At 66.2% G+C, this 22,565-nt stretch carries 20 protein-coding genes; 10 read left to right on the top strand and 10 right to left on the bottom strand.

Annotated elements, in window-relative coordinates:
* Nucleotides 1-115: 115 nt before the first annotated feature.
* On the top strand, nt 116-1,528 hold the full coding sequence (locus DIE02_RS03625) for a PLP-dependent aminotransferase family protein (RefSeq protein WP_044848130.1): 1,413 nt from the start codon (nt 116-118) through the stop codon (nt 1,526-1,528).
* A 748-nt stretch (nt 1,529-2,276) separates the two neighbouring features.
* Nucleotides 2,277-3,701 (top strand): PLP-dependent aminotransferase family protein, encoded by a 1,425-nt coding sequence (locus DIE02_RS03620; protein WP_044848131.1) that lies wholly within the window; start codon nt 2,277-2,279, stop codon nt 3,699-3,701.
* Between the two features lie 88 nt (nt 3,702-3,789).
* Here the strand turns inward: DIE02_RS03620 and DIE02_RS03615 are convergent, their stop codons facing one another.
* Nucleotides 3,790-4,407 carry a LysE family translocator gene (locus DIE02_RS03615; RefSeq protein WP_124485750.1) on the bottom strand — a complete coding sequence of 206 codons (618 nt, stop codon included), beginning with the start codon at nt 4,405-4,407 and terminating at the stop codon, nt 3,790-3,792.
* A 67-nt stretch (nt 4,408-4,474) separates the two neighbouring features.
* Between DIE02_RS03615 and DIE02_RS03610 the strand changes: the two genes are divergently transcribed.
* Nucleotides 4,475-5,398: a LysR family transcriptional regulator gene (locus DIE02_RS03610; RefSeq protein ID WP_124528798.1), complete on the top strand. Its 924-nt coding sequence runs from the start codon at nt 4,475-4,477 to the stop codon at nt 5,396-5,398.
* Between the two features lie 134 nt (nt 5,399-5,532).
* On the opposite strand, the gene acnB is transcribed toward DIE02_RS03610, so the two are convergent.
* Nucleotides 5,533-8,118 (bottom strand): bifunctional aconitate hydratase 2/2-methylisocitrate dehydratase, encoded by a 2,586-nt coding sequence (acnB, locus tag DIE02_RS03605; RefSeq protein ID WP_124521645.1) that lies wholly within the window; start codon nt 8,116-8,118, stop codon nt 5,533-5,535.
* Nucleotides 8,119-8,601: 483 nt separating this feature from the next.
* On the opposite strand from acnB, the gene DIE02_RS03600 reads away from it, so the two are divergent.
* A complete protein-coding gene (locus DIE02_RS03600; protein ID WP_044848135.1) occupies nt 8,602-8,982 on the top strand; it encodes a nucleotide pyrophosphohydrolase in 381 nt (126 codons plus the stop codon).
* A 389-nt stretch (nt 8,983-9,371) separates the two neighbouring features.
* Here DIE02_RS03600 and DIE02_RS03590 read toward each other — a convergent pair whose 3' ends face one another.
* From DIE02_RS03590 to fdhD, 5 genes are all read right to left on the bottom strand, one after another.
* On the bottom strand, nt 9,372-9,629 hold the full coding sequence (locus DIE02_RS03590) for a MoaD/ThiS family protein (protein ID WP_044848136.1): 258 nt from the start codon (nt 9,627-9,629) through the stop codon (nt 9,372-9,374).
* Between the two features lie 61 nt (nt 9,630-9,690).
* The gene (locus tag DIE02_RS03585; RefSeq protein WP_124528796.1) at nt 9,691-10,254 is read right to left on the bottom strand and encodes a molybdenum cofactor biosynthesis protein MoaE; all 564 of its coding nucleotides are present in this window, start codon (nt 10,252-10,254) and stop codon (nt 9,691-9,693) included.
* A gap of 45 nt (nt 10,255-10,299) precedes the next feature.
* Nucleotides 10,300-11,418 carry a GTP 3',8-cyclase MoaA gene (moaA, locus tag DIE02_RS03580; RefSeq protein ID WP_124528794.1) on the bottom strand — a complete coding sequence of 373 codons (1,119 nt, stop codon included), beginning with the start codon at nt 11,416-11,418 and terminating at the stop codon, nt 10,300-10,302.
* Nucleotides 11,419-11,608: 190 nt separating this feature from the next.
* Nucleotides 11,609-12,823 carry a gephyrin-like molybdotransferase Glp gene (glp, locus tag DIE02_RS03570; RefSeq protein ID WP_124528792.1) on the bottom strand — a complete coding sequence of 405 codons (1,215 nt, stop codon included), beginning with the start codon at nt 12,821-12,823 and terminating at the stop codon, nt 11,609-11,611.
* Nucleotides 12,823-13,692: a formate dehydrogenase accessory sulfurtransferase FdhD gene (gene fdhD / locus DIE02_RS03565; protein WP_124528790.1), complete on the bottom strand. Its 870-nt coding sequence runs from the start codon at nt 13,690-13,692 to the stop codon at nt 12,823-12,825. Before fdhD ends, glp begins: the two co-directional genes overlap by 1 nt.
* 407 nt (nt 13,693-14,099) lie before the next feature.
* On the opposite strand from fdhD, the gene DIE02_RS03555 reads away from it, so the two are divergent.
* The 4 genes from DIE02_RS03555 to DIE02_RS03540 all read left to right on the top strand — a co-directional run bounded on the left by DIE02_RS03555 (nt 14,100) and on the right by DIE02_RS03540 (nt 18,066).
* Nucleotides 14,100-15,500 carry a cytochrome ubiquinol oxidase subunit I gene (locus DIE02_RS03555; RefSeq protein ID WP_124528788.1) on the top strand — a complete coding sequence of 467 codons (1,401 nt, stop codon included), beginning with the start codon at nt 14,100-14,102 and terminating at the stop codon, nt 15,498-15,500.
* A gap of 3 nt (nt 15,501-15,503) precedes the next feature.
* Entirely contained in the window at nt 15,504-16,511 is a 1,008-nt protein-coding gene (cydB, locus tag DIE02_RS03550; RefSeq protein WP_124485758.1) for a cytochrome d ubiquinol oxidase subunit II, read from the top strand.
* 196 nt (nt 16,512-16,707) lie between these two features.
* Entirely contained in the window at nt 16,708-17,628 is a 921-nt protein-coding gene (locus tag DIE02_RS03545; RefSeq protein WP_124528786.1) for a bestrophin family protein, read from the top strand.
* Nucleotides 17,629-17,679: 51 nt separating this feature from the next.
* Nucleotides 17,680-18,066: a VOC family protein gene (locus DIE02_RS03540; protein ID WP_124485760.1), complete on the top strand. Its 387-nt coding sequence runs from the start codon at nt 17,680-17,682 to the stop codon at nt 18,064-18,066.
* 182 nt (nt 18,067-18,248) lie between these two features.
* Here DIE02_RS03540 and DIE02_RS35900 read toward each other — a convergent pair whose 3' ends face one another.
* A complete protein-coding gene (locus DIE02_RS35900; RefSeq protein WP_260426166.1) occupies nt 18,249-18,383 on the bottom strand; it encodes a DUF1493 family protein in 135 nt (44 codons plus the stop codon).
* Nucleotides 18,384-18,575: 192 nt separating this feature from the next.
* On the opposite strand from DIE02_RS35900, the gene DIE02_RS03530 reads away from it, so the two are divergent.
* Complete coding sequence (locus tag DIE02_RS03530) at nt 18,576-18,989, top strand: VOC family protein (RefSeq protein ID WP_124528784.1); 414 nt, start codon at nt 18,576-18,578, stop codon at nt 18,987-18,989.
* Between the two features lie 119 nt (nt 18,990-19,108).
* Here the strand turns inward: DIE02_RS03530 and trpS are convergent, their stop codons facing one another.
* Together trpS and DIE02_RS35405 are read right to left on the bottom strand one after the other, a co-directional pair.
* Nucleotides 19,109-20,122 carry a tryptophan--tRNA ligase gene (gene trpS / locus DIE02_RS03525; protein ID WP_124521659.1) on the bottom strand — a complete coding sequence of 338 codons (1,014 nt, stop codon included), beginning with the start codon at nt 20,120-20,122 and terminating at the stop codon, nt 19,109-19,111.
* A gap of 210 nt (nt 20,123-20,332) precedes the next feature.
* Complete coding sequence (locus DIE02_RS35405; protein ID WP_185640925.1) at nt 20,333-20,488, bottom strand: hypothetical protein; 156 nt, start codon at nt 20,486-20,488, stop codon at nt 20,333-20,335.
* Between the two features lie 535 nt (nt 20,489-21,023).
* Here DIE02_RS35405 and DIE02_RS03520 point away from each other — a divergent pair.
* Entirely contained in the window at nt 21,024-22,562 is a 1,539-nt protein-coding gene (locus DIE02_RS03520; RefSeq protein WP_124528830.1) for a DUF6396 domain-containing protein, read from the top strand.
* Nucleotides 22,563-22,565: the final 3 nt, after the last annotated feature.

Raw genomic sequence — 22,565 nt, 5'->3', positions numbered from 1 at the left:
GTCACTGTTTTGACTGACCTTTCGGCTGACGTTTGACCGGAAGGGGATGTCATATACAATCGCTGGGCAGGCTTGAACGGCAGACAAACGCTTTTTGTGTGGATACAGGCGACGAATGGCAGCAGACAAATTTTCCGGTGAGCGCGACGGCGACGCGCCGGCGCAGGCGAAGCGGCCGACCTATGTCGAGGTATCGAGCTCGATCGAGGCGGAAATCCGCAACGGCATGTACCCGCCGGGTAGCCGCCTGCCGCCGCAGCGCCAGCTCGCGACGGAGCTCGGCATCAACGTGTCGACCGTGTCGCGCGCGTACAAGGAGCTGCAGCTGCGCGGCCTCGTGATCGGCAGCAAGCGGCGCGGGTCGCTCGTCACCGGCGGCGCGATGCCGAGCATCGAGCCGGCCCGCGCGTCGCTCGCGGCGGGCAACGGGGTGATCGACCTGACGGTGAACCGGCCGGCGACCGGCGAGTTTCTGGCGTGCCTCGCGCAGACGTTCGGCACGCTGCCGGCCGATCCGCGGTTCGCCTCGCTGCAGGAATACCAGCCGCCGCAGGGCCCCGACTGGGCGCGCGCCGCGGGCGCGCAGTGGCTGGCCGCGCCGGGCTTCACGCCGTCGCGCGACCAGGTGGTCGTCACGAGCGGCGCGCAGCACGGGCTTTATGCGGTGCTGAACAGCCTGATCGGCACCGACGGCGTGATCGTCGCCGACCGGCTCACGTATTACGGCCTGAAGGCGCTCGCGCCGGTGTTCCAGTTCGAGATCGTCAGCGCGCCGGCCGACGACGACGGCCTGCTGCCCGACGAGATCGAGCGGATCTGCCAGCGCATGCCCGTCAAGGCGATCTTTGTCGTGCCGAACCTGCAGAACCCGACCGTGACGACGATGAGCCTCGCGCGCCGCATGGCGCTCGTCGACGTCGCGCGTCGCCATCACGTGACGATCATCGAGGACGACGTGTACGGGCCGCTCGTGCGCGACCGGCTGCCGGCGATCGCGGGCTTGTGTCCCGAGCTCACGTTCCATATCGGCGCGACGTCGAAGATCCTCGCGCCCGGGCTGCGCCTCGGCTACCTGAGCTGCCCGCGCGACAGCGTCGCGCTGTGCGCGGAAGCGGTGCGCACCACCGCGTGGATGCCCGCGCCGACGTCGATGCTGATCGCGACGGTGTGGATCGAGAACGGCACCGCCGAGCGGATCATGAGCGCGCAGCTGGCGGAGATCCGTGCGCGCGTCGATCTGGCGCGGGAACTGCTGCCGGCCGGTCACCTGAAGTCGGATCCCGCATGCATGTTCGTGTGGCTGCGGCTGCCGCCGCCGTGGCGGGCCGACGACTTCGCCGCGAACGCGAAGGCGCGCGGCGTGATCGTGATGCCGTCGTCGACGTTCGCGGTCGATCGCGCGGAAATCGAGCACGGCGTGCGCATCAATCTCGCGTGTCCGGCGACCCGCGACGAACTCGTGAACGGGCTGCGCATTCTGGCCGGCACGCTGAAGGACCGGCCGCGCGCGCTGTTCGGGTCGATCTGACGCGCGCCGTTCGCGCCGAGCCAACCCGCAACGACTTCGACGATCCGCCGCGGCAGCGGCGCTGTGCCGTCACGCAGCGCGCGATATCGCGTGCAGCGGCTGGCGGCTGACGGTTCGCTGCCTGTATCGGGCCAGCCGATGGTGATCCTCACGCCGGGCGTCGGCGAACGGCCCGCATGCCTTGTTCTCACCGGAGCGCGACCGCACCTCGTCCGGGCCCGATTCCTCGACCATGGAGACACGCGCTCACGCGCGTGCCAATCGCCGCGGCGTTCTGGCGTGATTTTCACGACGGGACGATCGCGGGTCGGCGCGCCCCATCCCTGCCGGGCCCGGACTGCATCGCAGGATGCCGCGGACGCAACCGCGAACTGCGCGATCGCACGGTACCGCTCTCGAATCCCCAGCCACCGCATCAATTTCCCAGCCTCTGCGCCCAATTCATAAGACGTACAGTTCGCTAGAAATCGCCAATTCGCGCCGAACTGTACTCTTGTGTGCGTATCCGATGTGTGTACTCCGCACCAACTGTTCTGCTTTTAAGATTCGATCATCAAGTGCACAGTGCCGCAAGCCCAGACGTCACGGGCCGCCCGGCGCATCTTCAAAAGCGAGCCACGGCGATGGAAAAGGCAAAACCGGAGGGAGCAGTCAGGCATCACGACATCCCGGTCGGCGGGCAGAACACGCGCGCATCGGACGCGCACGGAGGGGCGGCGCGCATGCGCGCGCCGGCGGGGAGCATGCGATGAAGCTCTACGAAAAACTCGCGGACGACATCGAACGCCTGATCCGCCAGGGCGTGTACCGGCACGGCGACCGGATTCCGTCGGTGCGGCAGGCGAGCCAGCAGCACCGGATCAGCATCACGACCGTGCTGCACGCGTACCTGCTGCTCGAAAGCCGCGGGCTGCTGGAAAGCCGCCCGCAGTCGGGCTACTTCGTGAACCTGCGGCGCGACGACAACCATGCGCCGGTGCGCGAACTGCGCCCGTCGAAGCCGATCGCGATCTCGTCGTCGGTGGACATGAGCCGGCTCGTGCTGTCAACGCTGCGCTCGATCGGTACCGACGACGCGGTGCCGCTCGGCTCGCCGTACCCCGACCCGAGCCTGTTTCCGTTCGAGAAGCTGAACCGCTATGCGTATGCGGCCGGCCGCGACAAGTCGCTGTGGGGCGTGACCGACGGGCTGCCGCCGGGCCATCCGCGCCTGATCCGGCAGATCGCACGGCGCTACCTGGAAAACGGGATGTCGGTCGATCCGAACGAGATCATCGTGACGGTCGGCGCGACGGAGGCGATCAACCTGTGTCTGCAGGCAGTCGCGAAACCGGGCGACACGATCGCGGTGGAGTCGCCGACGTTCTACGCGATGCTGCACGCGATCGAGCGGATGGGGATGAAGGCGATCGAGGTGGCGACGCATCCGGAATACGGAATCGACATCGCGGCGCTGGCGGCGATCGCGAAGTCTCAGCCGATCGCCGCGTGCATGGTGATGCCGAACTTCCAGAATCCGCTCGGCTTCCAGATGCCCGACGAGCGCAAGCGCGAACTGGTGGAGTTCGCAACTAAAATCGACATGCCGATCATCGAGAACGGTGTGTATAACGAACTGTATTTCGGCGAGTCGCATCCGAGCACGCTGAAGTCCTACGACCGCAGCGGAATCGTGCTGCACTGCGCGTCGTTCTCGAAGAGCCTGACGGCCGCGTACCGGATCGGCTGGGCGTTGCCGGGCCGGTATCGCGATCAGGTCGAGAAGCTGAAGTTCCTGAACACGCTGGCGACGCCGTCGCTGCCGCAGCTGGCGATCGCCGAGTTTCTCGAACGCGACGGCTACGAGCATCACCTGCGGCGCCTGCGCAAGGCGTATGCGCAGCAGGCGAACCTGATGCGCGCGATGGTGTCGCGGTTCTTCCCGGAAGGCACGCGCATCTCGAGCCCGGCGGGCGGCTACGTGCTGTGGGTCGAGTTGCCGGCGCAGGTCGATGCGATGCGGCTGTACCAGCTCGCGCTGGAGCAGGGAATCACGATCGGTCCGGGTTACATGTTCTCGATCACCGACAACTACCGGAACTTCATCCGGCTGAACTACAGCAGCCCGTGGTCGCCGGAGATCGAGCAGGCGGTGATCGCGGTCGGCAAGCTCGCGGCGTCGTGCATGCGGTGAGTCGAACGCCGGTGCGCGTCGTATGCGCCGGCCCGCTCGATGCCGATATCCGGGCTGAACCGCGCGCCCGGGTGTCGGCGTGCGGCGATCAGCGACTGCCGCGCGCAATGGCCAGCATCACGCCGAAGCCGACGAGCAACACGCCAAACGTGCGATCGATCCAGTGACGCAAAGACAGCAAGCGATCGCGGACGGCGTCGGCGGAAAAACAGAGCGCCACGAGACTGAACCAGCCCGCGTGCGCCAGCGCGATGAACAGGCCGTAGCCGATCTGCACCGGTAATGGCGTGTCGGGGCGGACCGCCTGCATGAACAGGCTGACGATGAACACGGTGGTTTTCGGATTCAGCGCGTTCGTCAGAAAGCCGGTGCGCAGCGCCGCCAGATCCGACAGGGGCGCGGCCTGCGTCGCGGGGCGGCCGTCCACGGGTTTGGCCGCGAGCATCTTCACGCCGAGGTAGATCAGGTAGAGCGCGCCGACGAGCTTCACGGCATTGAAGAGCCACAGCGACTGGCGGATCAGGAGGCCGACGCCGAGCAGCGTGTAGCTCACGTGAACCGTCACACCCAAGCCGATTCCCCACGCGGTGAGCAGGCCCGAGCGGCGCGACAGCATCAGGCTGTTGCGCGTGACCATCGCGAAATCCGGCCCCGGGCTGATGACGGCCAGCAGCGTGATGGTGACTACGACTATCCATTCCGTCATTGCATCGTCCTTTTGAAATTCATCGTGATGAGCGAATATTAGGGATCACGATTCGCGAGGAAAAGCGATGATTTCTGACCAGGATGGTGAGTTTGACTCACATGAAATTAGAGCCAATCTGCCGTCGTTGATGGCCCTGCGCTGCTTCGAGGCGGCGGCGCGCCATGAGCATTTCAGCCGCGCCGCCGATGAACTGCATCTGACGCACGGCGCCGTCAGTCGCGCGGTGCGTCTGCTCGAAGACGATCTCGGTGTGGCGTTGTTCGAGCGGCGCAGTCGTCGGGTCTTCCTGACCGACGCGGGCCGCAAGCTGGCGCAGGCCGTCCATGACGGCCTGCATCTGATGAAACAGGCCGCGCATGAATTGCGGACCGAGGCGGCCCGCGCGCAGCGTTGGGTGCTGTCGTGCGAACCGACGCTGCTGATGCGCTGGCTGATTCCGCGCTGGCCGGATTTCCAGGCGGCTTACGCGGGCGTCGATATCCATCTCGCCGCGGCGGGCGGCCCGTTCTCGTTCGACAACGGCATCGACATGGCGATCCGCCGCAATGACTTTGCGTGGGCCGCCGGCTATCACGCGGAGCGACTGTTCGCGGAGAAGGTCGGTCCGGTGTGCCGGCCCGACAAGGTCGATGCGTGGTTTTCAGGCAGTCGGCATGACCGCGCGTTGAAGCGGGGCGCGCCGCGACTGCATACCCGGACGCGGCCGGACGCATGGAAGGAATGGGCGACGGCCGCGGATCAGCCGGCGGGAAGCGGACGCGGGCAGGCGTTCGACCATTTCTATTTCAGCCTTCAGGCGGCCGTCGCGGGGTTGGGTGTCGCGGTCGGGCCGTGGCATCTCGTTCGCGACGACCTCGAAAGCGGCGTGCTGGTCGCGCCGATGGGTTTCGTTGAGGACGGCTCGCACTATTGCCTGCTGACGCCGGAGCCCGTGAAGGACGGAAGCGCGCAGTCGGATCTGCTCGGCTGGCTGAAGGCGATGGCCTGACGTGTGAGCCGGACCGTTTTATAGCGCCGGCGACATTCAAAAATCCAAAAAAAAATGGCGCCGCGGCCATTCAGCCCGCGGCGCCATTGCGTGTCGCCACGACGGGCATCACCCGCCGTAGCGCGACAGCATGCTTAGATCTGCACGGTGTCGGCGACTTCCTTGAAGTCTTCGATCTGGTCGAAGTTCATGTACTGGTAGATCTTGTCGCCGTTTGCCGTGAGCACGCCCATGTCGGCCATGTACTCTTCCTTGGTCGGGATCTTGCCCAGACGCGAGCAGATCGCCGCCAGCTCCGCCGAGCCGAGGTACACGTTCGTGTTCTTGCCCAGGCGGTTCGGGAAGTTGCGGGTCGACGTCGACATCACCGTCGCGCCTTCGCGCACCTGTGCCTGGTTACCCATGCACAGCGAGCAGCCCGGCATTTCGGTGCGTGCGCCGGCCGTGCCGAACACGCCGTAGTGACCTTCTTCCGTCAGTTGCTTCTGGTCCATCTTGGTCGGCGGCGCGACCCACAGCTTGACCGGAATGTCGCGCTTGCCTTCCAGCAGCTTCGACGCGGCACGGAAGTGACCGATGTTGGTCATGCACGAGCCGATGAACACTTCGTCGATCTTGGCGCCGGCCACGTCGGACAGCGTCTTCACGTCGTCCGGGTCGTTCGGGCATGCGACGATCGGCTCGTGGATGTCGGCGAGGTCGATCTCGATGACGGCCGCGTATTCGGCGTCGGCATCCGGCGCGAGCAGTTGCGGGTCGGCCAGCCATTGCTCCATCGCCGCGATACGGCGCTGCAGGCTGCGCGGATCCTGGTAGCCCTGCGCAATCATCCACTTCAGCAGCGTGATGTTGCTGTTCAGGTATTCGATGATCGGTTCCTTGTTCAGGCGCACCGTGCAACCGGCGGCCGAACGCTCTGCCGACGCATCCGACAGCTCGAACGCCTGCTCGACCTTCAGGTCGGGGAGGCCTTCGATTTCGAGGATGCGGCCCGAGAAGATATTCTTCTTGCCTTGCTTGGCGACCGTCAGCATGCCCTGCTTGATCGCGTACAGCGGAATCGCGTTGACGAGGTCACGCAGCGTGACGCCCGGCTGCATCTTGCCCTTGAAGCGGACCAGCACCGATTCCGGCATGTCGAGCGGCATCGTGCCGGTGGCGGCCGCGAACGCGACCAGGCCCGAGCCTGCCGGGAAGCTGATGCCGATCGGGAAGCGCGTGTGCGAGTCGCCGCCGGTGCCGACGGTGTCGGGCAGCAGCATGCGGTTCAGCCACGAGTGGATCACGCCGTCGCCCGGACGCAGCGCGATGCCGCCACGGGTGCTGATGAAGTTCGGCAGCGTCTGGTGCGTCTTCACGTCGACGGGCTTCGGATAAGCGGCGGTGTGGCAGAACGACTGCATCACGAGGTCGGCCGAGAAGCCGAGGCACGCCAGATCCTTCAGTTCGTCGCGGGTCATCGGGCCCGTGGTGTCCTGCGAGCCGACCGAGGTCATCTTCGGTTCGCAGTACGTGCCCGGGCGTACGCCCTGGCCTTCCGGCAAACCGCATGCACGGCCGACCATCTTCTGCGCGAGCGAGAAACCCTTGCCGCTGTCGGCCGGCTGGTGCGGCAGGCGGAACAGCGTCGACGGTGCGAGGCCGAGCGCTTCACGCGCCTTCGCGGTCAGGCCGCGGCCGATGATCAGCGGAATGCGGCCGCCGGCGCGCACTTCGTCGAACAGCACGTCGGACTTGACCTGGAATTCGGCGATCACGTTGCCGTCCTTCAGCGCCTTGCCTTCGTACGGGCGCAGTTCGACCACGTCGCCCATGTTCATCTGCGACACGTCGAGTTCGATCGGCAGCGCGCCGGCGTCTTCCATCGTGTTGTAGAAGATCGGGGCGATCTTGCCGCCGAGGCACACGCCGCCGAAGCGCTTGTTCGGGACGAACGGGATGTCTTCGCCGGTGAACCACAGCACCGAGTTGGTGGCGGACTTGCGCGAGGAGCCGGTGCCGACCACGTCGCCGACGTAGGCGACCAGGTGACCCTTTTCCTTCAGCGATTCGATGAACTTGACCGGGCCGCGCTTGCCGTCTTCTTCCGGCGTGATGCCGGGGCGCGCGTTCTTCAGCATCGCCAGCGCGTGCATCGGGATGTCCGGGCGGGTGGTGGCGTCCGGGGCCGGCGACAGGTCGTCGGTGTTGGTTTCGCCCGTGACCTTGAATACCGTGATGGTCAGGCTTTCCGGCACTTCCGGACGGCTCGTGAACCATTCGGCGTCGGCCCAGCTCTGCAGCACGGCCTTCGCGTGCGCGTTGCCCTGGTCGGCGAGTTCCTTCACGTCATGGAACTGGTCGAACATCAGCAGGGTTTTCTTCAGCGCGTCGGCAGCGACGGCCGCGACCGCTTCGTCGGACAGCAGCTCGATCAGCGGCTGGATGTTGTAGCCGCCGAGCATCGTGCCGAGCAGCTCGGTCGCGCGCTCGCGCGAGATCAGCGGGCAGGCCGTCTCGCCCTTCGCGACGGCGGCCAGGAAGCCGGCCTTCACGCGCGCGGCTTCGTCGACGCCGGCGGGCACGCGGTGGGTGATCAGGTCGAGCAGCGTCTGCTCTTCGCCTGCGGGCGGGTGCGCCAGCAGTTCCACCAGTTCGGCGGTTTGCTGGGCCGTCAGCGGCAGGGGGGGAATACCGAGCGCGGCGCGGGCGGCCACGTGAGCACGAAAGTTTTCAAGCATGGGGGGACCTGCTGAGATTGCGTTTCAGGGGAAGGGCTTTCCAGGCACGCCGAGGCTGCTGTTCCGGACACTGCTTCACTGCTTGGACGGGATTCTAGTCGCAATATGGTCAGGCGTCAAATGTCTTATGTCTTATATAAGAGTTGCGGCGCGTGGCGGGTGAGCCGTCTTGCCGGGTATCCGGCGGGGCGCATCGAAGCTGGATGCGAAGCGGGCGGAAAATCGCGAACTGCGTGGGCCGGAGCGGGACGGTTCGACGCAGGGGCGCGATCGTGGATTCGGGCCGTCGCTCCGATACCCTGACGGCGGGACGGCATTTCGCTTGCCCTTGGTGCGACGCTTGCCGGGGCAGCTTCCAGCTCCTATATCATTCGTGTCAGTCCGTGCGCGGTAGCTGTACTTGCAGGCTGGAGGGCGGATTCCTCATGCCCGCATGCCGCCGAAGGCATCGATAAATTGTGGATATGCAGCAGGAGTCGCTACGTGGAAAAGTCTGAGTTGCGGAATGATCTGGTGGAGTTGCGCGAACTCGTCCGCCAGTTTGTCGACGAGCGCGACTGGGACAAATTCCACACGCCGAAGAACCTGGCGACAGCGCTCAGCATCGAAGCGAGTGAATTGCTGGAGCCGTTTCAATGGCTCGTTTCGGGCGACAAGAGCGAACTTGGCGAAGCCAACCTGACGGCCGTTCGTCACGAGATGGCCGACGTATTGGTGTATCTGGTTCGCCTCGCGGACAAGATGGATGTCGATCTTTTTCAGGCGGTGCTTGAGAAGATGGAGCTCAACCGGGCAAAGTATCCGGCTGACAGAGTGAGGGGCGACTCGCGAAAATACTCTGAATATAAAAATCAGGAGAAATGAGGCTGGATGCAGGTCACGGCAAGTCGCGTGGCTTGATGATCCATTTGCCTGTTTCGTGGGCGGGGTTCATGACAACTTCGTTGCGGCCGGAGATGTAGTCGACCCCGATTTGGGGTCCGGATGCGGCCTTTTCGTACGCGCATCGCGTTCGACATGACGCAGTTGTTTGGCGCGCGCAAGGGCGCGCCGACGACGGCCGGAACACCGAACCGGCTCGCCCGGCGCGAACGGATGCCCGCGCGTCCGGCCGTGCGGAAAGTGGCCGGCGCGCCGGCCGGCTACCCGACGTCGATCGACCACCCGTCCCGGATTTTCTTCGCGAGCTCGTCTAGCCGCCAGTCAGGCATCGGGCCGCCGAAGCCTGCCGGTCGCCGCCCGATGCGAACGGATCACCCGCCCGTCACCGGCGGGAAAAACGCCACCTCGCTATCCTCCCGCACGACGAATCCCCCGGTCACCATCTCGAGATTCACGGCCGCCCGCACGGGCCGGTCCATCCGCAGCGCTTCGCCGCTGCGCGCGTCGCGTGCGGCGAGCGTGCCGCGCAGCGCGTCGACGGTGACCTCGTGCGCATCGATCTCGACGACTTCCTGATCGATATGCAGCTGTTCGCGAATGCTCGCAAAGTATTTGATCGTCAGTTTCATTGAAATGTCCCGGGCGGAATGGGCGAAACGGGCGGAATCGGCAACGCATTGACCGGCACGCTCAACCCCACCGCCGCATCGCCTGATCGTCGTGCGCCTTCGGCTCGACCCAGCCGGCCACGCCGTCGTGCCGGATCTCCTTCTTCCAGAACGGCGCATGCGTCTTCAGGAAGTCCATGATGAATTCACACGCATCGAATGCCGACGCGCGATGCGCGGCGGCCACCACGACGATCACGACCGGCTGGCCGAGCGGAATGCGCCCGACGCGATGCACGATCCTGACCGCTTCTAGCCGCCAGCGCGCGCTGGCTTCCTCGACGATGCTCCAGAGCGCCTGCTCGGTCATCGTCGGATAGTGTTCGACTTCGAGCGCGATCACGTCGTCGACGTCGCCCTCGTTGCGCACGACACCGAGGAAATTCACGACCGCGCCGACATTCGGATTCCGAACGATCGGTGCGATCTCGGTGCCGGCGTCGATCGCCGCGTACTGCACACGCACCTCGAAGCCGGCGGCAATCGCCGGCGGCGGCTCGGCGTGCGGCTCGGCGGGTTCGGCATGGGCGGCGTCACGCGACGGATCGTCGGGTGACGCGGCACGGGATTCGGTGAAACTCGTCATGACGGTTCTCCAGTAAGCGGTGCGCGCCGCCGAGCGCGGCAGCCGTCAGCCGCCGACGAGCGACATGCGCACGGTCGGATAGGTCTTGCCCGACGGCCGGGCCGCACGCGTGGCGCGCCGCTCGGAATAGCGGTCGTCGCGCCGCGTCCATCGCGCACGCACGGCGTCGGCGAGGTGGTCGACCGATGCGCCGTCGTCGAGCCACGGCCGCAGGTCGGTGCCCTGCATCGCGAACAGGCACGTATAGAGCTGGCCGTCGGCCGACACGCGGGCGCGCGAGCACGTGCCGCAGAACGGATGCGACACGCTCGCGATGAAGCCGACCTCGCCCGCGCCGTCGATGTGCCGGCAGCGGATGGCGGTGGCGTCGTGGCCCGGTTCGCCGACGAGCACGAGCGGATAACTCGCGTCGATGCGTTCGCGCATCCGCGCGGCCGGCACGACCTTGTCGCCGGACCACGCGCTCGCGCCGCCGACGTCCATGTATTCGATGAAGCGCACGGCCACGCCGCTATGACGGAAGTGGCGCACGAGCGGCAGGATCTGGTCGTCGTTGGCGCCGCGCTCGATCACGGCGTTGACCTTCACGGGCGCGAGCCCGGCCGCCTGCGCAGCCTCGATGCCGGCCAGCACGCGCGCGACCGGCACGTCGGTGTCGGTCATCCGGCGGAACACGACATCGTCGATCGCGTCGAGGCTCACGGTCACGCGCGACAGGCCCGCATCGCGCAGCGTGCGTGCCTTCGCGGCGAGCAGCGAACCGTTGGTCGTCAGCGCGATTTCGACGGGCTTGCCGTCGACGGTCGTCAGCGCCGCGAGCCGTTCGATCAGCGCTTCGAGATTGCGGCGCAGCAGCGGCTCGCCGCCGGTGAGGCGGATCTTCTCGACGCCGAGCGAGACGAACGCGCGCGCGATCTTCTCCAGTTGCGCGAACGACAGCCGCTCGGACGACGGCATGAACGCATAGTCGGGCCCGAAGCTGTCGCGCGGCATGCAATAGCCGCAGCGGAAGTTGCACTGGTCGATGACGGACAGCCGCAGATCGCGCAGCGGCCGCGCGAGCGTGTCGAGCGGGCGGGAGAAGGCGCCGGGCGATGCACCGCCGGATGCAATGGCGGCCGGAGCGGAAGCGATGGCATTCACGATCGGTTTTTCGACCTGCATGAAGTGAGCGGAGCGGCGTCGCCGGTCGGCCGCCTGTGTGCCGACGTGTCGGCGCACGGGTCGTGACGAGCCTCTTCGTGAGGATAGTCCGCCGGATTTTTCCGACAGGGACACAATCCCGCCCGAAATGCAGGAATACAGTTCGTGATCCTGCCTGCACGCAAGGCGGACATGACGCGCATGGGCATGCTCACGCGAGCCAGTGCGTGAAATCGTAATACGGCACCGCGTCGCCGCGCGCGATGCGTCGGCCGGCCGGCAGCCGCGCGAGCCCGCTCGCCTGAACGAGCGATTGCAGCGTGCCGGCGCCTTGTTGCCGCAGCGTATCGAGTACGGGCGCGCCATTGGCGTCGAGGGTGCGGCGCACGCGGACGAAGCGCTCGCGCTGCGCATCGGGTTCGACGTCGATGTCGATCGGCAGCGCCGGCACGGCCGGCAGGCAGTCGTCGCGCCCCTGCAGGCAGCGGATCAGCGGCGCGACGAACAGCGCGAACGCGGTCATCGCGGCGCCCGGATTGCCGGGCAGCAGCACCACGGGCCGTTCGTCGAGCCGCGCGAGCGCGACCGGCTTGCCGGGTTTGATCCGCACGCCCGACACCACGAACGACGCGCCGAGCGCGGTCAGCGCGGGACGCAGCAGGTCCTTGTCGCCGACCGATGCACCGCCGACGCAGACGACCAGGTCGCAGCGCGCGGCCATGCCGCGCAGCGCCTGATCGACGGCGGCCCGCGTGTCGGCGGCGTGCTCGCTCGCCGCGACGCCGGCACCGGTTCCCGACACCAGCGCGGCGAGCATCGGCGCGTTGCTGTTGTAGATCTGCTGCGGCGCGCGCGGCTGGCCGCACGGGACCAGCTCGTCGCCGGTCGTCAGGATGCCGACCCGCAGCGACGGGCGCACGTCGATGCGCGCGCAACCCTGCGCGGCGGCGACGCCGACGTGCATCGCGCCGAGCCGCACGCCGGCAGGCATCAGCAGGGCGCCCGCGCGCACCTCCTCGCCGCGGCGGCGGATATGCGATCCGCTGCGCTGCGGTGTGTCGAACGCAACCCAGCCATCCTGTTCGTGCGCGTGCTCCTGCATCACGACGGTGTCGGCGCCCGGCGGAATCAGGCTGCCGGTAAAGATGCGCGCGGCGGTGCGCGGCGCGAGCGGCGCCGGCGCGTCGCCCGCATAGCAGCGCTGCGCGACGCGCAGCGGCTCGCCGTGTTCGAGGTCCGCGTGACGGACGGCGTAGCCGTCCATCGCGCTCTGGTCGGCGGGCGGCTGGTCGAGCACGGCGGTGAGCGGCGTGGCGAGCACGTGGCCGGCCGCCTGCGCGACCGGGATGGAGACGGCCGCATGCGGCGGCGCGAATACGCCGGCGAACTGCCGTTGGGCGGTGTCGAAATCGGTCAGGGGTTTCATCAAGCGGTGAGCGCCTGCGCTTGCGCAGGCGTCGGTTCGGGTAACGGGAGCGGGTCGGGCGACACGTATTCGACGAAGCCGTCGTTGCGGCAGAAGCCGAGCAGCCGCACGCCGGCTTCGCGGGCGACGTCGATCGCGAGCGAGGTCGGCGCCGAGATCGTCGCGATCATCGGGATGCCGACGCGTGCGGCCTTGCGCACGAGCTCGTAGCTCGCGCGGCTGGACAGGAACACGAAGCCCGCGCCCAGGTCGGCGCGGCGCCGCGCGAGCCGGCCGATCAGCTTGTCGAGCGCGTTGTGGCGGCCGACGTCCTCGACGACTTCCAGCACCGTGCCGTCGCGCTCGCACCACGCGGCCGCGTGGATGCCGCCGGTCGCGTGCATCAGCGGCTGCCGCTGCGGCAGCGCGCGGGCGGCGCGCGCGACGGCGTCGGCGCCGATGCCGGCCGCCGCGCCCGCGGCCGCGAGGCGCGGCGGATGCAGGTCGAGCTGCGCGATGCTCTCGATCCCGCAGACGCCGCAGCCGGTGCGGCCGGCCAGCGCGCGCCGGTGCGCCTTCAGCGCCATGAACGCCTGCTGCGCCACGGTGAGCCGCACTTCGGCGCTGCCGGGCCGGCATTCGCTTTCGATATCGAAGACGTCCGACGCGCGCTCGACGATGCCTTCGCTCAGCGCGAAGCCGAGGCCGAACGCGTCGAGGTCGATCGGCGTCGCCATCATCACCGTGTGCGCGATGCCGTTGAATACGAGTGCAACCGGCGTTTCGTCGACGACGCGATCGACGATGTCCCGCGCGTCGCCGGCACGATGACGCGTCACATGACACGCGCGGGTGCCGGCCGGATCGTCGGGGCGGTCGCTGGGCTCCATGCGGGTTTCTCCAGGGGGATCGGCCGGCGCGGGCGCCGGGCGATCGAAACGGATTCTGCGGGGGCGGTGCGCGGGGTCGCGCTCGCTCGCCACGGGCAGGCCAGGAGCCGATGGTACGGGCGTTCGGCGGTGCCGCGGATGCACAGCGTTGCAGAGCGGAAAGCAGTACAGCTGAGGGCCTCGCGGCGCCGAAACGGGTTTTCCGTACACACATCTTCGGCCCCGGGGAAAGCACAGTTTCAGCGCACGTCCGCGCGATTGCGAGTATCGTCTGAAACGCGATATCGTCATTCACGCTTCGTTGCCGTGCACTGCGATCCGTCGTTGTGTGCACGTGCCGTCGCGAAGCCGTCGCGCGATTTCCTGCTTCGAGCTGACGTCCTCACAACCACGAGCAAATTACGGTCATGGAAATCTTCGATGCGTTCCATCTCGCCCGATTGCAATTCGCGTTCACGGTGTCGTTCCACATCGTGTTTCCGGCGATCAGCATCGGCATGGCGAGCTTCCTGGCGGTGCTGGAATGGCGCTATCTCGTCACCGGCGACGCTGCCTACAAATCCATGTTCCAGTTCTGGTCGAAGATCTTCGCGATCGGCTTCGGGATGGGCGTCGTCTCCGGCGTCGTGATGGCCTACGAGTTCGGCACGAACTGGGCGGGCTTCTCGCGCGTCGCGGGCAACATCACCGGCCCGCTGCTCACGTACGAAGTCCTGACGGCCTTCTTCCTCGAGGCCGGCTTCCTCGGCGTGATGCTGTTCGGCTGGCAGCGCGTCAGCCCGCGCGCGCACTTCTTCGCGACGCTGATGGTCGCGGTCGGTACGCTGATCTCGACGTTCTGGATCCTCGCGTCGAACAGCTTCATGCAGACGCCGCAGGGCTACAAGATCGAGAACGGCCTCGTCGTGCCGGTCGACTGGTTCAAGATCATCTTCAACCCGTCGTTCCCGTATCGCCTCGTGCACATGACGATCGCCGCGTTCATCGTCGCGGGCTTCATCGTCGCCGCGTGCGGCGCGTGGCACCTGCTGAAGGGGCGCCGCGACGAGCCGGTCAAGCGCAGCTTCTCGATGGCGCTGTGGATGCTGCTGCTGCTCGCGCCGATCCAGATCGTCGTCGGCGACGCGCACGGGCTGAACACGCGCGAATACCAGCCGGCGAAGATCGCGGCGATCGAAGGGCTGTGGGAAACCGAGAAGGGCGGCACCGCGCTGAACCTCGTCGGCCTGCCCGACATGCAGGCCGAGACGACGCGCTATGCGATCCAGGTGCCGCACCTCGGGAGCCTGATCCTCACGCACAGCTGGAGCGGCGAGATTCGCGGACTGAAGGAATTCCCGGCGCAGGACCGTCCGTATTCGCCGATCGTGTTCTGGACCTTCCGGATCATGGCCGGCCTCGGGATGCTGATGCTGCTCGCCGCGCTGCTCGGCCTGCTGCTGAGAAAGGGCGGACGCCTGTATGAAACGCGCTGGTTCCAGTGGTTCGTCGTGTGCATGGGGCCGTCGGGCATCGTCGCGCTGCTGGCCGGCTGGATCACGACCGAGGTCGGGCGGCAGCCGTGGACCGTCTACGGCGTGCTGCGCACCGTCGATTCGGTCGCGCCGCTCAGCGCGCAGCAGGTCGGCGTGTCGCTGCTGATCTTCGTGGTCGTGTATTTCCTGGTGTTCGGGACGGGTATCTACTACATGCTGAACCTGATGAAGCGCGGACCGGCTGCCCACGCCGGATACATCGAGCTGCACCGGCATCCGGGGCTGCGCAAGAGCGCGCTGTCCACGCCGCTGAACGTCACCGAAGCGGAGTAAGCCATGCAGATCGATCTTCCTGTCGTGTGGGCCGCGATCATCGGCCTCGGCGTGTTCATCTACGTGATGCTGGACGGCTTCGACCTCGGCATCGGCCTGCTGTTTCCGTTCTTCGACGCCAAGGTCGAACGCGAAGTCATGCTGAATACCGTCGCGCCGGTGTGGGACGGCAACGAGACCTTTCTGGTGCTTGGCGGCGCGGGCCTGTACGGCGCATTCCCGGTCGTCTACTCGACGCTGTTGCCGGCGAACTACCTGCCGCTGATCCTGATGGTGGTCGGGCTGATCTTCCGCGGCGCGGCGTTCGAGTTGCGCGCGAAGGCGAACCGCACGCAACACCTGTGGGATCTCGCGTTCATCGGCGGCTCCGCGCTGGCCGCGTTCTGCCAGGGCGTCACGCTCGGTTCGCTGCTGCAGGGCATCCGGATCGTGGACAACCAGTTCGCGGGCGGGCCGTTCGACTGGCTGTCGCCGTTCAGCCTGTTCTGCGGGATCGGCGTGCTCGTCACCTATGCGACGCTCGGCTGCGGCTGGCTGATCCTGAAGGTCGACGGCGAACTGCAGCGCAAGATGCGCGTGCTGATGAAGCCGCTCGCGGGCGTGCTGCTCGCCGTGATGGGCGTGGTCAGCCTGTGGACCGTGATCGGGCTGCCGGCCGTCGCGCACCGCTGGTTCGGCAGCGGCTACCTCGGCTGGTTCCTGCCGGTGCCGGTCCTCGTCGTCGCATGCGTGTGGGGCATCTTCCATACGCTGAAGCGCCGGCACGAGGCAACGCCGTTCCTGCTGACGCTCGCGCTCGTGTTCCTCGGCTATACCGGGCTCGTGATCAGCATCTGGCCGAACATCGTGCCGCCGTCGCTGACGATCTGGGATGCGTCGTCGAGCCATTCGAGCCAGCTGTTCGCGCTCGTCGGCACCGTGATCGTGCTGCCGATCATCCTCGTGTACAACGCGATGCAGTACCGCGTGTTCCGCGGCAAGGTGCGCGAGGGCGACGCCGGCTATCACTGACCGGCGCGGCCGGTGACGGCGTGCGGCGTGCGGCGCGCGGCGTGCGGCGTGCGCGGGCGTATCATCTCGCGCAGCCGCCGTGCGGCTCGTCACCCGGCCCGGTATCGATCGGACAGCGGCCCGCCACGCGCGGGCCGTCGCACATCGGGCGGCGGCGCGCCGCATTGCGTATTCCCTTGGCAGTCGAGACAACACCATGATCGTCAGACCACGACAAAACTGGCTCAGGATGCTGTTCGTGTGGAACGGCTCCGTGCTGCAGTCGATCATTCCGCAACTCGTGTTCATGGCGGTCGTCAGCACGCTGGCGGTCTTCACGAACGGGCGCATCTTCGGCGAGAAGATTCCGCTGAACACCGCGCCGTTCACGCTGTTCGGGCTCGCGCTCGCGATCTTTCTCGCGTTTCGCAACAACGCGAGCTTCGAGCGCTTCAAGGAGGCGCGGCTTCTGTGGGGCAACCTGCTGATCGCCGCGCGCACCGTCACGTCGCAACTGCGGCGCTACCTGCCCGACAGCGTCGCCGACGCGGAGCGCAACCGGCTCGCCGATCTGCTGATCGCGTTCACGTATGCGCTGAAGCATCAGCTGCGCCATACCGATCCGGCGCAAGACCTGCAGCGCATCCTCGGCGCCGAGCGCGCCGCCGCGTTCGCGCACAAGTGCTACCAGCCCGTCGCGATTCTCGACGAACTGCGCGGCGGGATCGTCCGCGCGCTGGGCCGCGCGCCCGGCAGCGACGCGACGTGCTGGATGTTCGATGCGCAGCTGGTCGAACTCGGCAAGGCGGTGGGCGGTTGCGAGCGGATCCTGACGACGCCGATTCCGTTCTCGTACAGCGTGCTGCTGCATCGCACCGTCTATGCTTATTGCGTGCTGCTGCCGTTCGGCCTCGTCGATTCGACGGAGTTTTTCACGCCGCTGATTTGCGTGTTCATTTCGTACACGCTGATCGCGCTCGAAGCGATCGCGAACGAGGTCGCGGAGCCGTTCGGCCTCGCGCCGAACGCGCTCGCGCTCGATGCGATGGCGCGCACGATCGAACGGTCGGTGCTCGAGCTGGGCGATCGCGCGATGCCGGAGGAATTCGTGCCGGCATCGACGTATCAGATCACGTGAGCGGCACGGCGACGACGCGCGCGGCGGCACGCGTGATTCGGAGAACATCACATGCGCATCTACGTGACGAGCATCTTTGTCGACGATCAGGACAAGGCACTCGCGTTCTATACCGACACCCTCGGCTTCCGGTTGAAGAACAACGTGCCGGTGGGCGAGTACCGCTGGCTGACGGTCGTGTCGAAGGACCAGCCTGACGGCACCGAGCTGATGCTCGAGCCGAGCCATCATCGCGCGGTCGGGCCTTTTCGTCAGGCGCTCTACGAGGACGGCATTCCGGCGGCGTCGTTCCAGGTCGACGATCTCGACGCGGAGTTCGCGCGGCTCGACGCGCTCGGCGTGCGCTTCACGCTGGCGCCGATGGACGCGGGGCCCGTGCGCGTCGCGGTGCTCGACGATACGTGCGGCAACCTCGTGCAGCTGATGCAGATGAAGTGACGCGTGGCGGGCGCGGTGTTCGACGTGCCGATCAAAGCGTCGGTGACGCTGCGTGAGCATCAGTTCCTGATCGCATCGGCGTCCCACGCACCCAGCGCGATGGCTTTGCCCAGCATGCCGACGGTCAATGCGTCTCGATCGAACGTATGGGGCTTCCTGAGAATGAACTTGCGAACCAGGTGTTACAGGAGCCCTTCACCCTCCATCAGGAAGTAACGCCCGAAATCGTAGTCGCGGCGATCCACACCGAATCGGGCGAAGAAGCGCTCCATGAAGATGTCCGCGTCGTCTCCGGCTTGTCCGAGATCGTCGGCGATCGAGGTCTCCGCGGTAATCCGCTGTTTGCTCGATATTGCCGCCTCCTCGCGAACGAGCTTCCAGTGCTTCCCAAATGTGGCGGTCGTCCGTCATGGAGTCCTGTCCTCCGGTTTTGCGATCTGGTTGTACCGGTAGCCGGTTCGAAGTGACATGTTTGTGTAGACTCGTACTCGTTCAACGGAGCCAACCCCATGCAACTTCTCGACCACGTGTCCATCGGCGTTCCTGATATCGACCAGGCACGCCCGTTCTATGACGGCATCATGGCCGCACTTGGCGCGGCCAAGGTTTACGACCGGCCCGCCGCACTCGGTTACGGCGAACGCTGCAATGCAAACGACACCGCCTCGACTTTCCTGGCCGTGTATCTCGATCCCGCCGAAGTCGGAACGAGCAAGCGGCACTGGTGCTTCAAGGCCGCTTCTCGCGAGCAGGTACATGCATTTTTCGAGGCAGGGCTCTGCGCGGGCGGGCAGTCCGACGGCGATCCCGGATTGAGGCCGCATTATCACGCCGACTACTACGCGGCGTTTCTCGTCGACCCTGCCGGCAACCGGATCGAGGCTGTGTGCCACGTAGCGCCGTCGGCGCACGAGCGGTCGTGACGGTGCTTGCGGGCGACTGACCGCGGCTTCGCGGTGTGCCGGTGGACATCGGGGTAAGCGCGGCGCCGGCATTGCGCCACGCCACGCCACGCCGCCCGGCCGCGTTTGCCGCGCACGGCTCAATCGAAATACGTGAGCCCCATCGCGCCTTTCACCTCGGCCAGCGTCGCGCCGGCCACCTCGCGCGCATGCATCGTGCCGCGCTTCAGGATCGCCATTACCTCCGCCTTGTCCGCCTCGAATTCGCGGCGGCGCGCACGGATCGGCTCGATCAGCGCCTGCAGCCGCTCGTTCAGCACGCGCTTGACGACGCTGTCGCCGAGGCCGCCGCGGCGATAGTGCGCCTTCAGTTCGTCGACCTTCTGCACGTCGGGCTCGAACGCGTCGAGGAACGTGAACACGACGTTGCCTTCGACCTGGCCGGGATCGCTGACGCGCAGGTGGTTCGGATCCGTGTACATGTCCTTCACGGCCTGCGTGATCTCGTCCGGCGTCGAGCCGAGCGTGATCGCGTTGCCGAGCGACTTGCTCATCTTCGCCTTGCCGTCGATGCCCGGCAGCCGCGTGACCGCCGACAGCACGGCCTCGCATTCCACCAGCACCGGCTTGTCGACCGTCGCGTTGAAGCGGCGCACGAGTTCGTTGGTCTGTTCGATCATCGGCAGCTGGTCGTCGCCGACCGGCACGTGCGTCGCCTTGAACGCGGTGATGTCGGCGGCCTGGCTGACGGGATAGGTCAGGAAGCCGGCCGGGATGTCGCGCTCGAAGCCGCGCAGGCGGATCTCTTCCTTGATGGTCGGATTGCGCTCGAGGCGCGCGACCGTGACGAGGTTGAGCAGGTATTGCGACAGCTCGGCGAGCTCGGGCACCTGCGACTGGACGACGATCGTCGAGATCGCCGGGTCGATGCCGACGGCCAGGTAGTCGAGCGCGACCTCGATCACGTTTTCGGTGACGCGCTGGCGACGGCCCATGTTGTCGGTCAGCGCCTGCGTGTCGGCGAGCAGCAGGAACTGCGTCGCGTCGTGCTGCATCTGCACGCGCGCGCGCAGCGAGCCGATGTAGTGGCCGAGATGCAGCGGGCCGGTCGTGCGGTCGCCGGTGAGGATGGTCGGTCGGGTCGGGTGCGTCATGGTGTGGATTGGCTCCGGGTTATCGAAGCCACCAGCCATGATTCGGGCGCAGAAACGACAATGCCGCCATGGCTGGCGGCATCACGTTCGGGACATGCAAAAGGAAACGGGCCGCCTGGGTCAGGCGCGCCACCAGCGATGCACGTTCGGCGAGGCAGGTTTGGTTTCCATTGCGCGAGTATAGCGTAGTGCGGGGACGGGCGTGCTGCGTCAGCGTATGACCGACTCCATCGCGAGGTAGGCGGTTTCGGCCGACGGCCACAGCAGGTACAGCAGGCCGGCCATCAACAGCAGCGCGCCGGCGCGTACCAGCGGCGTGCGATCGATCTCGCCCAGGATGCGGAAGTGCTGCTTCAGTTTCTTCATGCTTGCAGGCGCAACGTGCGCTACTCCAACGGTTGCTGCAACGGGTCGGGTGGGGCCGACACCGGGGTGTTGCGGGGTTCGACGGGGGGCTGAGCCGGTGGCTCGGCGCGGCAAGGGGATCGCGTGCGGGAGATCGAAAAGGGGAACGATCAGGTGCGCCGGATGCGTCTCGCCTAGTGATGCGCATCCTACCAGTTCGACGGCGTGCGCATAGTCAAGAATTGTGGGGTGGGGACAGGTTAAAGGGACGCAACGTAAAATCAGCGGCATATGAACGGAGATGCTGTCCCGACTGCGGGCCATTGCCGACGGCCCATGAAATTGCCGGATGAGGGCCTTGTCAGCAGGCCGTTTGTGCCGTTCCATACTGCGCACGTGACCGTGCATTCATTTCTTGTCGTGCAAGGTATTCGATATCGTGCGAATTCGATTGCGTCTGATTACCGTGGACCGTGGCCGGCTGATCCGATTGGCTTCCGTTGTTCTGATCGCTGGATGTGCCGCCTGTTCAAGGAACGATTCGCTTCCTCGCAACATGTCGCTGACTGCGTTCAATCCGCACCGCGAAGCGTTCGAATGCAAGCATGAAGCCGACGTTGTTCCTCGGATCGATCCAGAGGCAGATCGTTGGAATACGCGAGCGATCGCGCTCACCAGTTCGTTGCTGTGGCCGAATCAGCGCGACTATAGGGGGGCCGTCGAGTTATGGGCAAAGGCCGCCGAGCGCAAACACTGGAAGGCGATGCTGAATCTGGCGAATGCGTACGCTCGCGGCGAAGGTGTGGATGGTGATTCCGAACACGCCGTTCAGATCGCTGAACAGGCGATGAAACTCGGCATTCCGGCGGCCTACGATTTGATGGGCACGTATTACATGGACGGGATGGGGGTGAAGCAGGATGCGAGTAGAGCCTATGCATTCTGGCAACTGGCCGCGGATATGGGTAGCCCGAGTGCGATGGCATATCTGGGGGGCAAAATGGACGCGCTCTATGACGACCCGAAGGCAGGCTTTTGGGGCAATCGCAAGATTGCTCTCCAGATGCTGGAATGCGGCGTCGCACAGGGAAACGGGCGTGCAGCATATGAACTTGGGACGACGATCGTAGGTGATCGCGCAGAATTGGGCGAGAACAATGAACGCGCACTCAAGACCTTGCATGCCGGTGTGAAATTCGGGAGCGCCGAGAGTGCCGGATGGTTGAGCGCTTCGTTTGGCAAGGGTGATCCGTTGGTCGGCCATGTCAAGGACGAGGCACGCGCCGAACGCTACGGAATTCTCGCCGACCGCCTCGAGCGCGATCCCGACCTTCGCCTGCCGAACCTCGACAAGATGGTGCCGCTGCCGCCATCCAAATTGCCCAAGTGGGACGGCAACAAGGAGACGCTGATCAATGCGGCGAAGGCCGTGATGTCGGCACCGGCGTCACCTTCCAAACCCGCCGCTCATCCGGTCTCACTACGTACCGGTCGCGCGCATGTACCCGATGGCTATACGTTGCCGGAGAAGCCGCCTGTCGCCGTACCTCCGCAGGCGGAAACCACCGCTGCACCGGTGGGCGGTTATTGGCTCGCACAGCTCAAGTATCCGACTGCCGAACGTCATTTCGCCTGGAATCTGGCGCAGGTGCCGATGCACTACAGCAAGGACGAACTATTCGATCGCAGTCGTCCCGGCCTTGTTCTGGAAGATGGACGTATCTTCTTTCATTACGTCGGCGATGCGATTCCGGTGGCAGTACAACAACCGGTATCGGAACCCCGCGTGGCGCAGGGCATCGCGCGCACCGCGCAATTTCCCGATCCGCTGATCCAGTGTCGAGGCACACGCGCGTGCCCGGTGACGGGTATATGGCAGGCCAGTGTGACGGATGACCATCCTCGAGCCGCGACGTTCAATCAGTGGTACCGCCAGGCCTATGTCGCCCAGGGTGATTCGTTCCCTGATCCGCAGGACATGCATCTGGATGTATCGCCGGCGGACGTGACCTGGACGTGGTGGAACGAGGCCAATCGCCTCGGATTCGCGAAACTGCCGGAAGTCAGTGTAGGCAACGCGTCCGGTGACGCTTGACGG

The sequence above is a fragment of the Burkholderia sp. Bp8991 genome (genome assembly GCF_003853795.1).
Classification (GTDB): Bacteria; Pseudomonadota; Gammaproteobacteria; order Burkholderiales; family Burkholderiaceae; genus Burkholderia.
Note: the sequence above shows the minus strand (reverse complement) of the source record. Positions and strands in the feature narration are given on the sequence as shown.